The organism is Paenibacillus sp. strain BS8-2 (genome assembly GCF_054483835.1).
Genome location: NZ_CM137010.1, coordinates 3366183 through 3378041 on the forward strand (window position 1 = coordinate 3366183; position 11859 = coordinate 3378041).

An 11859-nucleotide genomic window follows, 5' to 3' on the forward strand; every position below is an offset into this window, starting at 1 on the left:
AGACTATGGTAAGGGAAGCAAGTGAAACGTCATGGTAAAAAAAGATACTTTAATTAAAGGCACGCTAATTCTTGCGGCGGCAGCATTAACGGCCAGATTTCTAGGATTGTTCCAACGTATTCCTCTTAGTTACATGCTTGAGCCGGAAGGGCTAATCGCATTTAATGCGGCCAACCAGATCTATCTCTTGCTGCTGCTCGTTGCTACGGCAGGATTCCCCAGCGCCATCAGTAAGATGGTTTCGGAAAGGCATGCGCTTGGCAGAGAAGACGAAGCCAAACGAATCTATCGCGCTGCGCTTGTATTCGGAGCTATTTCTGGTCTCATTTTAATGGTTTCACTGTTTGCACTAGCTCCGATATTTGCAATTATCGTCAAAGAAGAATTTGTGACGCTGTCTGTCAGAGCCATTGCTCCAGCTTTGTTGATATTCCCTATCATCGCAATGATGCGTGGATATTTCCAGGGACGACAGTTTATGTCGGCTGGTGGAATCTCTCAGATCATCGAACAATTCTTGCGAGTCGGACTTGGTATTGCGTTAGGTCTTCTCTTGATCTATTGGGGTTGGGGACAAGATTGGGTTGCTGCAGCGATCACATTCGGCAGCGTGTTCGGCGCAATCGGTGCGTTTATCGTTATGCTTCGCTTTGCACGCAAGCTGAAGAAGCAGGATGCGGAGACACAGGTGCATTATAACGGAGAGGCTTCGTCTGCGTTGATGCGATCCAATCATAAGGACAGCGGATCCAATCTGCGATTCCGAACGATATATGCCGAGATATTCAGAATGTCCTTGCCAGCTTTGGTAACCTCTACGGTTATCAATCTGATCTATGCATTCGATACAACATTGTTCTTAAGGCTGACGTCCAGTTTCTATGATTCTCTTGCTGCAGCGAAGCTTGCCAGCGCAGACTTCGGCGCCAAAGCGATATCGTTAGCAGGCATTCCGCCAATATTGGCTATCGCCCTTGGCTCATCCTTGATTCCAGTTATCGCCTCTGCTTACAAGCTGAGAAACATGGGCGAGGTACAAAAACAGGCTTCTGTTGTACTTCGAATCGTGTGTCTCACAGGAGTACCGATCGCGTTGCTGTTGACCGTAGCGGCTTATTCCGTTAACGGCCTGCTCTTTCCGGTCTCCGCCGACGGCGAGCCTTCGGGCTCCGGCGCGATAGCGGCGTTATGCGCGGGCACGATCCTCCAAATTACGATGATGACGACCAACTCCATCCTGTACGGGATGGGCAAGCAACGGATATCCATGCGCCATACATTGATTGGTCTCGTACTCAAGATCATCGTCAGCATTGCACTAGCGCCGCTGCTTGGTGTATACGGTCTTATTATCGGATCTACCGTTTGTTTCGTAGTCGCTACTGTGCTCAACTTGCGTTACATAAACGGGGAAGTGAAATTAGTGGTTCTCGGCAAACGCTGGGTTCCCTATATGATTTCGATTACGGTGGCGGCACTCGGAGGCTGGGCAGCCGAAGCTGGCATATTAGCCGTGACCGACGATTGGATCGAGAAGCTCTCTTATTTGACTGCTGCTACTGCAGCAGCCATTGCAGTGGGCATCTTGTATGGACTAATGCTTGTGGTCCTTAAGGTTGTAACAGCCGAAGATGCATCATCATTGCCGGCGCGACTTCGCAAGCCATTTCTTAAGGCAATGAGGATTGTATCTAGAGGTTAATTCGATAATGGGAGAGGGGATAATGGGATGAAGAAAACATGGCTGAGAAGAGCTTCGGTTATTGTTCTTGCACTAGTTGTTACAATTGTAACTGGCTGCCAGTCGCTATCGGGTCTGGATCTGAATAAAGTGCTTAAGAATTCGGTGAAGGTTACATCGCTAGAAAGCAAGAGCACACTGGAGCTTCAGCTTGAACTGGATGAAGAGGTGCTTGCCGATTACGATGAGTCTGAAGCGGATATGTATCGTCTATTATCGAATGTGAAATTGAATCTGGATCATATCGCGGTCCAGGATGAGCTTAACATGTCACTAGAAGGCAGTATTGTTTTCGGTGACGCAAACCTGCCGTTTGATCTGAGCTTATCGGAAACCGCAATGGTCCTCAATCTGGAGGGAATGGAGGCTCCGATTGTATTCGAATTGATCGATGAATACATGCTGGAAGAAGGAGACGTTCAGGATGAGGAAAAGCTTGCTGAAATCGGGCGGCAAATCACCGACTTGGTTAGCGGGTACGCAATTGATAAATTGCCGAATCCTAGCGGGCTGACGGCCGTTCCTGTTACCGAGACGATTGGCGGGACACCAACTTCCGCGATGAAGGTAAGTTTCGAGATGGATGGCGTGAAGCTGATCGATTGGGTGAAGTCTTACCTAACTGCACTAACGGATAATCGTGACGAGCTTGCAGCTGTGATAGAGAAAGTATTGGAATTGCTCGATCAGAATCCGGTTTATTGGGAATCGCTAGAAATGATGAATCCGTTCGAATCGGATGTGCTGGATGCCCCTACGGTAGGCGATATGGCGAATCAAGCCGCGGACGAAATCATTGCTCTTATTGAGCCGCTTCAAGAAGAGCTCTTGTTCTCCGAGGAAGAGGGTCAAGCGCTGAGCGAAATGTTGAACCTGCGTGGAGATGTTTACATCGATTATGGTTTAAATATCCGAAAGCAGGATTGGGAGTTTAACTATAAGTATGTACCGTCTATCCTCGACGAGGTTGAGCTTGAGGACGAAGAGTATTATGAGGAACCTAATTTCTTTACGGGAATGACGATTAAGTCGACATCCGAGCAATGGAACGTCGGCGGAGCCGTGAAAGCCAAGGAAGCTGTGACGCCGGATAATGCGTTGGCGGCTGAGGATTTGGAGTACTTAGGCGGTTATGATTTTTTAAAGCATGTGGACAAAAAGTCGGACTTATATGATCTTCTTACAAATAAGCTTCATATTACACGCCAAACCTATTCTGCATATTCGGATGACTACTACAATCCTCCGATCATTCTGCCTAACTATCATACGATTGTAGCGATTAGAGATGTTGCGGACGCATTCGACGCAACAACAAAGTATCATGCGCCTACGCGTCAAATCTCCGTCTATGACGAGATTACAGATACGCGTATTGTCGTCAAAGTTGGCAGCAATATCGTTAAGGTAAACGGTGTTGAGCAAGAATGGCCGGTTGCGGTTACATCGATTGACGGTTACACGTATGTTCCGGCAAGGAAACTAGCCGAAGCGCTTGGAGCGGACATTAAATGGGAAACGGTTTATGAAGATTGGCAAATGCTTACGATTACACGCGAGCCATAATCAAGTTATGGCTCGTGCAAGCGAGTAAGGAGAGATGGACATGCAGAAACTAACGACAGAAGCTGAATTTCGCGAGGCAGTTGGCCGCGATGGATTGACTGTAGCAGTGTTCAAAACAACATGGTGCAAGGATTGTCACTTCATCAATCCCTTTATGCCTGAATTGATCGAGGTATATGCAGGGAGAGCCGAATTTGTAGAAATCGACCGTGATGATATGCCAGATTTATGTTCGGAGCTGAACATCCTCGGCATCCCGAGCTTTATCGCATTCCATTCGGGCCAAGAACTCATTCGGTTCGTGAGCAAACTTCGCAAATCTCGCGAAGAGATCGAATTGTTCGTTGATCGCGCAATCGAGGTTCGCGCTTCCGTGATTAACGAAGGTTAATGGAAAAGTCCGTTCGGATGCCGATACTCGGGTATCCGCAGCGGGCTTTCCTTTTGATCCGCTTCCGATAGCTTCTGGTGATGGGGGGATGTGAACCTTGTGTCGATGCGGTGACATTCCTGTACCAACGTGCCACGTTCACATTTTCAACATGGCTTTTGCCCTGTCGTATCGCTATAATTGAACTGTTCATAGGTATAGGATGTTATACCCATCCGCTTGTCGGAAGACGCAATTTTATGGAAACAGGTGATAAATGATGGTAACCGGCCGTTTTCGCGCGCTTGCGATCGCATCGTGCATCGGAATGCTTCTCGTACTGTTAGCCGGAGCTCTAGTAACCAATACCGGGTCAGGCCGCGGCTGCGGCGACGATTGGCCGTTATGTCACGGCAAATTTATCCCCGCATATACGCTGGAGACCGCAATTGAATTATCTCATCGCGTCGTAAGCGCGCTTGAGGGAATACTGGTTCTTGGCGTAGCGCTTGCAGTATACGCCAAATACAAGAGAGATCGGAAAACGTTTAGTGAACCGTTGTTTTACGCTAATTCAGCCCTGCTGTTTACAATCATCCAGGCGTTAATGGGTGCAGCGGCTGTCAAATGGCATCAGTCAGACGCGGTTATGGCGATCCACTTCGGCATCTCGATCATAGCTTTCGCATCCACGATGCTGCTGGTCATTTGGACGTATCGACTCAAACGGGGAACGGCTTCAGAACGTACAGCTGTCCCAAACTCTGTTTACAAATATGCACTAGCGGCATCCATATTCTGTTATGGCATTATCTATCTGGGAGCTTTTATTCGTCACACAGAATCCGCTGGAGGATGTGTCGGCTGGCCGCTCTGCAACGGTGAAATCATACCGGAGATGTCAGGCGCTACAGGAATTGTATTTGTCCATCGAGTAGGGGCGATACTCTTCGGACTTACAGTTGCGGGATTGTATTGGCATATTCGCAAGACCACTGGCAATTCATCCTCTTTATCTTACAATTCAGGCTGGGTGACGGTTCTGTTAGTTGCTCAAATTATGAGCGGCGCATGGCTCACTTCTACAGTCGGCAACCAAGATTGGTTTATCTTCACCAGTCTTGTTCATAACTTGATTATTGTAGCGTTATTCGGACTATTAATGGATATTCTCATTCGTTCCTGGCGGCTGAGGGAAGGACGTGGACAAGCATGAGCTTCGCGAACCTGCGCGAGTTTTTGGAAGTATTGAAACGTGATGGCGATCTGGCGATTATTGAGGCGCCGGTTGACCCTTACTTGGAATTAGCTGAGATTCACCGCAGAGTGATCGAACGGGAAGGCAAGGCGCTGCTTTTTACGAATGTGAAGGGCAGCCCTTTTCCCGTTGTAACGAATCTATTCGGCACGGATCGGCGCGTGGATCTGGCATTCGGCCCTAAGCCGGAGCAATTGATGAAGACGATTATCGGTGCAACCGATCGTATCATGCCGCCTACTCCCAAGGCAATTTGGGGTGAACGCGGGCTGATTTGGGATATGATGAAGGTTGGTATGAAAACGGTGCCGAAAAACAACGCACCGATTCTCGGTCAAGTACAGAAGTCGAAGCCACTTGCCGGGCTGCCTGCCATTACTAGCTGGCAAGAGGATGGCGGTCCCTTTGTCACCTTGCCGCTCGTCTATACGGAGAGCTTGAAGTCGCGCAAACAACATAATCTCGGCATGTACCGGATGCAGATCTTTGATGACTCCACGACCGGTATGCACTGGCAAATACATAAAGGCGGCGGCTTCCACTACTATGAGGCCGAACAACGCGGGGAAGCACTTCCTGTCTCGGTATTTCTAGGAGGACCGCCTGCGCTGATCGCGTCCGCCATCGCTCCGCTGCCGGAGCATCTCCCTGAGCTGCTGATGGCGTCGTTAATTCTGGGGGAGAAGCTCCCCATGGTTAATGATCCGCAGGGCGGGCATCGTATGCCGGCTGAGGCGGAATTTGTCATTAGCGGCAAAGTACCGCCGCATCTCCGCAGACCGGAAGGTCCATTTGGCGATCACTTCGGCTACTATTCGCTTATCCATGATTTCCCTGTATTCCAGGTTAGTCATATGTGGCATCGTAAGGATGCCATCTATCCGGCAACCATCGTAGGCAAACCGCGCCAAGAAGATTATTATCTAGGCGAATTTCTACAGCGGCTTCTTGCACCTGCATTCCCGATGGTTATGCCAGGGGTTAGAGAGCTTTGGGCATATGCTGAAGCAGGTGTGCATGCACTTGCAGCAGCGGTCGTCCGCGAATCGTATTCGCGTGAAGCGTTGTCTACGGCATTCAGCATTCTTGGACAAGGTCAGCTGACACTTACCAAATTCTTGATGCTGACCGATCAGCCGATCGATCTTTCACGGTTCGATGTGCTGATGGAAACGGTTCTAGAGCGTTTCCGCCCAGGCACAGACTTGTTTGTTTTCGATGAAACGTCGCATGATACGCTCGACTATACAAGCGGGAAGCTTAACCATGGCAGCAAGGCCGTCATGCTTGGCGTAGGTGAGCCGATTCGTAAGCTGCCTGCATCGTATACGGAAGGCGCGATAGAGGAAATAACGAACGTTAAGCCATATTGCAAGGGCTGTCTCGTTGTTTCGGGCAAATCCTACGAGCGGGAGCCGCAGCTCCCTGAGCGCCTGCTGGAGCGCCTGACAGCGCGTGGCACGGAGTGGCCGCTCATTATATTAACAGACGACGCAGACATTGCAGACGGTCAAACATCATTCCTTTGGACCGTGTTTACGCGATTTAATCCTGCGGACGACATCTATGCTGGATCACAAATCAGACGTCATCACTTTGGCTATCAATTGCCGATTGTCATCGACGCAAGAATGAAGCCGGGTTACCCGGATGAGCTGTTCCCGCGCGAGGACATCGTGAAGCTGGTAGACAGCCGTTGGAACGAATACAAGCTGTAAGGAGGCGCAGCCCGCGATGCTTCGATTTATGTTCGGGGAGATGGAGAGAGAGCCCGCTCTAGGCTTGGAGGAGACATTCAAGCTCATTGATCAATTCGCATTCTCGGCATCGACGCGCATCAAGGAAGGCGCAGCGAACGGGGACAAGCTGCGCAAGCTGGAGGTTTGGGCCAGAGGCTTGCGCGCCTCGCTCATTGAGCTTGAGCAAAGTCATTATGCGGCGAGCGTGTTTAAGGAGCGGATCTTGTCGGGCTCGGTGGATGCTATGAATAGGGAGGAACGGCTCGATTATGACCGTTATGTTTATTTTGACAAAAATGCGTTTATTCGGGTCTTCTCCTTGCTCGATAAGTTAGGTACGCTGCTCAATGACATGCTGGATATGAGAACGGAAAAGATTAAACCACATTTCTCCTACTTCACCGTACTTCGGAACATGCGGGAACGTAATGCGCATCCTGAATTAACCTGGAAGCTGAACGAAGTCAAAGAAGGGGCGAAGGACCCCACCAATCGGCTGCGGAAGCGCCGGAATACGGAAATTCATTATATGAATTCGGAGATGCATGATGATCTCATACAGAACCAGAGGATGTACGGAGAAGAGATTAAGCTGGAGAATATCAGCATGCAAGCCGCCGATCTGACGACCTGTCTCCAGCTGGTCATTGAATCGTTGCGTCTAACGTTTCATTATGCAAATGGACTCATGCGAAGCAAGAAGCTATAATCCCGGGAGAGGATGATATGCGCATGGAGCTGAAAGGCAAGACGGCACTTGTAACCGGCAGTGCCAAGGGATTAGGAAAACGTACCGCACTGCAGCTAGCTGAACAAGGGTGTAATGTTATCATTAATTATATGGAATCCGAACGGGAAGCATGGGAGGTCAAGGGCGCGATTGAGGCATTGGGAAGCCGTGCAATTACAGTGCAGGCAGATATAGCCACGATTGAAGGTGCCAACAAGCTTGCGGACGAGGCAGAAGCTTGGGCTGGAGGCGTCGATATACTCGTTAACAATGCGGGTCCTTTCGTCCGCAAGCGCAAGCTGTTCAGTGACTACGACGAAGAAACCATCATCCGCCTTCTGCATGGCAATTTACTGAGCGTTATGCTTCTGGACCATCGATTGTTGCCGCATATGCGCGAGCAAAAGTGGGGTAGAATCGTACATTTCGGCTTTGGTCACGCCAATGAGGCGAGAGCATGGCCGCATCGCGCCGTATATGCTGCGGCCAAGACTGGACTTGTATCGTTCACCAAGTCGCTTGCCGTGGAGGAAGCACCCTTTGGCGTTACGGTTAATCTCATTGGTCCCGGCGACATACGTGGTGCCAATAAGGAAAGAAGCATCGAAGAAGCGGAGAATGAACATGATTCGGAGTCGCCGCTCGGCAGACCAGGAACGGGCGAAGACGTTGCGAGGGTCATCCTCTTCTTATGTCAGCATAAGTCCAGCTTCCTGACGGGTAATGTCATCGACGTGACGGGCGGCTTTGATCCGATTCGCGCTAATATCAAAGATTTGATGTAAATGTAACCAAAAAAAGAGTCTTATCCATCGGCGTTAAGCCAAGGATAAGACTCTTTGTTCTTAGAACACTTGAACGACTTCGACGACGCCGTCGACTTCTTCAAGCAATGCGCGTTCGATACCGGCTTTCAGCGTGATTGTCGAGCTCGGGCAGCTGCCGCAAGCGCCCATCAGGCGAAGCTTGACGATACCGTCCTCCACATCGACCAATTCTACGTCGCCTCCATCGCGTTGCAGGAAGGGACGAAGCTTATCCAGTACGTCCAGCACCTCGTCGTACATTGTTTCTTGAACTTGTTCACTCATTGCAAATCACTCCTTTCTACCCTATTATAGTACAAAGCGAAGCAGATGAAAATGGTTCGCAATCCAAAGGTCATAAAAGTCAGGTGAATATAGATGATCAAACCGATGATCGAGTTTTGTGCAAGCAATATGCATCACGGCACGGATAAGGTAATGAACCGCTTCGAGGAGGACGACGATTACGAAGTAACCGAATACGGCTGCCTCGGCAATTGCGGCGAATGTTATCTGAAGCCATATGCGTTAGTTGATGGCACGATCGTAGCTGTTGACGACGTCGAAGAGCTTTATCAAGCCGTATTGGACTCCCTTAAGCAACAGCAGGCCGACAGAGAGGCATTGGACAAGCTGTTAGACGATTTAGAATGAATAAGATCGTTAACCCAGATGCCGCTTAGAGCGCCAGAGAATGCCGCTCTTCACTAGCCTCGGCACTCGACCAAGAATGGGCGTGCTGCCCATAATGCCGAAGCCGCTTTTTTTGCCGAGTGATCCCAGCACGCCCTTCAGTTTAATCTTGCCCAGTCGAGGGGTCTTGTCATGCCAGATGGCTTGAAGCACTTCGGCGATTTGTTTGCCTTGCGCTCCTGCTGCCTGACCGCTTGGAGAGAGCGGCAGCGCTGCGCAATCCCCAACGACAAAGACGTTGTTGTAATCAGGTAATTGATGGTACGGATTCAGGATCAGGCGTCCTTGATTATCCTTAGGAAGATCAATACGCTGTACAAGCTCAACAGGCTGAATGCCGGCAGTCCATACCGTGACATCTGTCAGGATGGGATCGGGAGTATTGGCATCGTAAAGAATACCTTGCTCCAAACGGTTCAATGCGACGTGGCCGCGCATCTCGACGCCATGTTCATGGAACCAATCGGCTACAAAATTCTGCAATCGACCTGGGAAGGCGGACAACACTTTGGGACCTCGATCCAATATCCGAATATTGAGGTCGGGACGGCTTTCCCTCAGCTCAGCAGCAACCTCCACTCCGCTTAAACCGCCGCCGACGATCGTGACTTGACCGTAAGGCTTCACATCGTTCAGCTGCGCATAGGTTCTCCGGCTCGCAGAGAATGTCTGAATGCTTGTCGAGAACTGCTCCGCGCCTTCGATTCCATGATATTTATCTGTACACCCAAGTCCGATGACCAGCCAATCGTAAGCGATCGGGTCATGCCCTTCTACCTTAACAATCTCATTCTCCATATCGATGTCGGTTATTTCGCCATAAGCGTAATGGACGCGAGGATCAACAGGAAATTTGACGCGAAGCTCAAGGTCGGAAACAGTTCCTGCCGCCAGCGCATAATATTCTGTCTTCAAACCTTGGAATGGCATACGGTCGACAAGCGTGATCTTAACGTCATTCGGCAGTTGATGTTCGATTAATTCATTCACAATAGCAGCGCCGCCGTAGCCGCCGCCTAGTATAACTACATTTCTCATTGATTCTCCAACTCCACGTTTCGTGATGTGTGATTGTAGGTTGCGCTTAGGATGAAAGGATTACTCATTCATAAATTTTGATTTCGTTGTAGAAAGTGTCACGTTCCACGGGAATGCGGCCTGCTCCCTTTATGAGCCAGATCAGGTCCTCTCGTGTAATGCCTTCCGGAGTCAGTGCCCCAGCTGCGTGACTGATCTTTTCTTTGACAATCGTGCCGTGTGCATCGGATGCGCCCATCGTGAGAGCTACTTGCGTCAACTGCACGCCGATGTTGATGAAATAAGCTTTGATATGCTGGAAGTTATCGAGCATAAGCCGGCTAATGGCGATCGTCTTCAGGTCCTCGAATGCGGAGTTACGTCGTCTTATGCCTGCCCGTGGATTGATCGGCTGCATCGAAAGCGGGATAAACACTTGGAAACCGTTTGTCTCGTCCTGAAGCTCGCGCAGATGCATCATATGTTTAATGCGGTCCACTTTGGTTTCGATGGAGCCATACAGCATAGTTGTATGCGTGCGCAGTCCCAGCTCGTGAGCTGTGCGATGAACAGCTAGATATTGCGAAACATCGGCTTTGTCGACACGCATTTTCTTCCGGTAATGATCGGATAGAATCTCCGCGCCGCCACCGGTCAACGACTCCAGTCCTGCCTTAATCAGCTCCTGCAGCACCTCTTTGTAGCTTAAACCGCTTATGCGCGAGAAAAAGTCGATTTCGGCAGCCGTATATGCCTTGAGCGTCACTTCAGGGAAGCGGGCTTTGAGCGCCTTGAGTGAATCGACATAATATTGGAATGGCACATGGTTATTATGCCCTCCGACAATATGGAATTCACGAACGCCGGGATGGAAGTGCTGTTCGACGTAAGCGATCATTTCTTCGCCGCTGAGCGTGTATGCGCCTGGATCTCCTTCATCCTTGCGGAAGTTACAGAACGCGCAGTGGGCCTCGCAAACATTGGTGAAATAAAGGCTCATGTTTTCTATAAAATAAACCTTCTTGCCGTTTTTGCGGAGTGCGACTTCGTTGGCGAGTTGTCCGATCGTTAGAAGGTCATCCGATTGATATAAGAAAACGCCGTCTTCAAGCGATAGGCGCTCGCCATGACGTACTTTCTCGATAATAGACGTCATATGGCTCTCTTGTGATGGTACGATAACGTTCATGGAAGAACCTCCTAGACCCCGATTTGGTTCATGAAGGGATGTGCCCCTTGATCCATGGGATCGACTATAGTAGTTGATGGTAAGTTTGTGAAAAAAATAACATGAAATATCATCAGATTTTCTGTAACTATTATAAACCTCACACGTAGCAGGGGCAACATAAAAAAGTATGTGTTTATTCCCATAGAACAAACAGATCAACCTTGAGCATCGGAGCTTGCTGGAGTATACTATGGATAAGTAAGTGAATGGAGGGATTAGACATGATTACAATTAGCGAGCTCGCATCTGAAAAGATAAAAGATATGTTAGAAGAAGAAGCAACACCAGGACTGTTCTTGCGCGTAGGCGTGAAGGAAGGCGGATGCAGCGGCTTCTCTTACGGAATGGGCTTTGATGACGAAGTAAACGATGGCGACCAGAAGCTGGAGTCTTCGGGCATCCAAGTTATCGTGGACAACGAAAGCATCAAATATTTGTATGGACTTGTCATCGATTATAAGGAGTCCGCGATGGGCGGCGGCTTTACAATCGAGAATCCGAACGCAAGCGCGACCTGCGGCTGCGGCTCGAGCTTCCGTACGGCGACAGATGCCGGTAAACCTGCAGAAGCTGGGGAATGTTAATTTGAGTCTTCTTCACAAATAAAGAACACGACGGTCGATTCCGCCAAGCGGGGATTCGGGACTGCCGAACGCCAGCGCCTCTCTGAGGGAATAGTCTCGAACTATTCCTTTGGGGAGGTTTTTC

The 11859-nt window shown here is 49.6% G+C and carries 12 protein-coding genes; 9 read left to right on the forward strand and 3 right to left on the reverse strand.

Annotated features, from left to right (window positions below; genetic code table 11):
* The first annotated feature begins 31 nt into the window (after positions 1–31).
* The 7 genes from ACX1C1_RS14465 (at position 32) to ACX1C1_RS14495 (ending at position 8189) form a co-directional block, all read left to right on the forward strand.
* Positions 32–1702 (forward strand): putative polysaccharide biosynthesis protein, encoded by a 1671-nt coding sequence (locus ACX1C1_RS14465; RefSeq protein WP_458952890.1) that lies wholly within the window; start codon positions 32–34, stop codon positions 1700–1702.
* A 27-nt stretch (positions 1703–1729) separates the two neighbouring features.
* Complete coding sequence (locus ACX1C1_RS14470) at positions 1730–3307, forward strand: copper amine oxidase N-terminal domain-containing protein (RefSeq protein WP_458952891.1); 1578 nt, start codon at positions 1730–1732, stop codon at positions 3305–3307.
* A gap of 40 nt (positions 3308–3347) precedes the next feature.
* Positions 3348–3698 carry a thioredoxin family protein gene (locus ACX1C1_RS14475; protein WP_458952892.1) on the forward strand — a complete coding sequence of 117 codons (351 nt, stop codon included), beginning with the start codon at positions 3348–3350 and terminating at the stop codon, positions 3696–3698.
* 259 nt (positions 3699–3957) lie between these two features.
* Positions 3958–4893 carry a COX15/CtaA family protein gene (locus ACX1C1_RS14480; protein WP_458957687.1) on the forward strand — a complete coding sequence of 312 codons (936 nt, stop codon included), beginning with the start codon at positions 3958–3960 and terminating at the stop codon, positions 4891–4893.
* On the forward strand, positions 4890–6653 hold the full coding sequence (locus ACX1C1_RS14485; protein WP_458952893.1) for a UbiD family decarboxylase: 1764 nt from the start codon (positions 4890–4892) through the stop codon (positions 6651–6653). The genes ACX1C1_RS14480 and ACX1C1_RS14485 overlap by 4 nt, the downstream gene beginning before the upstream one ends.
* A gap of 16 nt (positions 6654–6669) precedes the next feature.
* Entirely contained in the window at positions 6670–7383 is a 714-nt protein-coding gene (locus ACX1C1_RS14490; protein WP_458952894.1) for a Cthe_2314 family HEPN domain-containing protein, read from the forward strand.
* A 23-nt stretch (positions 7384–7406) separates the two neighbouring features.
* Positions 7407–8189: an SDR family oxidoreductase gene (locus tag ACX1C1_RS14495; RefSeq protein ID WP_458957688.1), complete on the forward strand. Its 783-nt coding sequence runs from the start codon at positions 7407–7409 to the stop codon at positions 8187–8189.
* A 60-nt stretch (positions 8190–8249) separates the two neighbouring features.
* On the opposite strand, the gene ACX1C1_RS14500 is transcribed toward ACX1C1_RS14495, so the two are convergent.
* The gene (locus tag ACX1C1_RS14500) at positions 8250–8495 is read right to left on the reverse strand and encodes a NifU family protein (RefSeq protein WP_087570549.1); all 246 of its coding nucleotides are present in this window, start codon (positions 8493–8495) and stop codon (positions 8250–8252) included.
* 93 nt (positions 8496–8588) lie between these two features.
* On the opposite strand from ACX1C1_RS14500, the gene ACX1C1_RS14505 reads away from it, so the two are divergent.
* Positions 8589–8864 (forward strand): YuzB family protein, encoded by a 276-nt coding sequence (locus tag ACX1C1_RS14505; RefSeq protein WP_458952895.1) that lies wholly within the window; start codon positions 8589–8591, stop codon positions 8862–8864.
* 9 nt (positions 8865–8873) lie between these two features.
* Here ACX1C1_RS14505 and ACX1C1_RS14510 read toward each other — a convergent pair whose 3' ends face one another.
* On the reverse strand, positions 8874–9941 hold the full coding sequence (locus tag ACX1C1_RS14510) for an NAD(P)/FAD-dependent oxidoreductase (protein WP_458952896.1): 1068 nt from the start codon (positions 9939–9941) through the stop codon (positions 8874–8876).
* Between the two features lie 64 nt (positions 9942–10005).
* Positions 10006–11109, reverse strand: a complete 1104-nt coding sequence (gene mqnE / locus ACX1C1_RS14515; protein WP_458952897.1) for an aminofutalosine synthase MqnE — start codon at positions 11107–11109, stop codon at positions 10006–10008.
* 263 nt (positions 11110–11372) lie between these two features.
* Here mqnE and erpA point away from each other — a divergent pair, with 263 nt between their 5' ends.
* Positions 11373–11735 carry an iron-sulfur cluster insertion protein ErpA gene (erpA, locus tag ACX1C1_RS14520; protein WP_458952898.1) on the forward strand — a complete coding sequence of 121 codons (363 nt, stop codon included), beginning with the start codon at positions 11373–11375 and terminating at the stop codon, positions 11733–11735.
* Positions 11736–11859 lie beyond the last annotated feature (124 nt).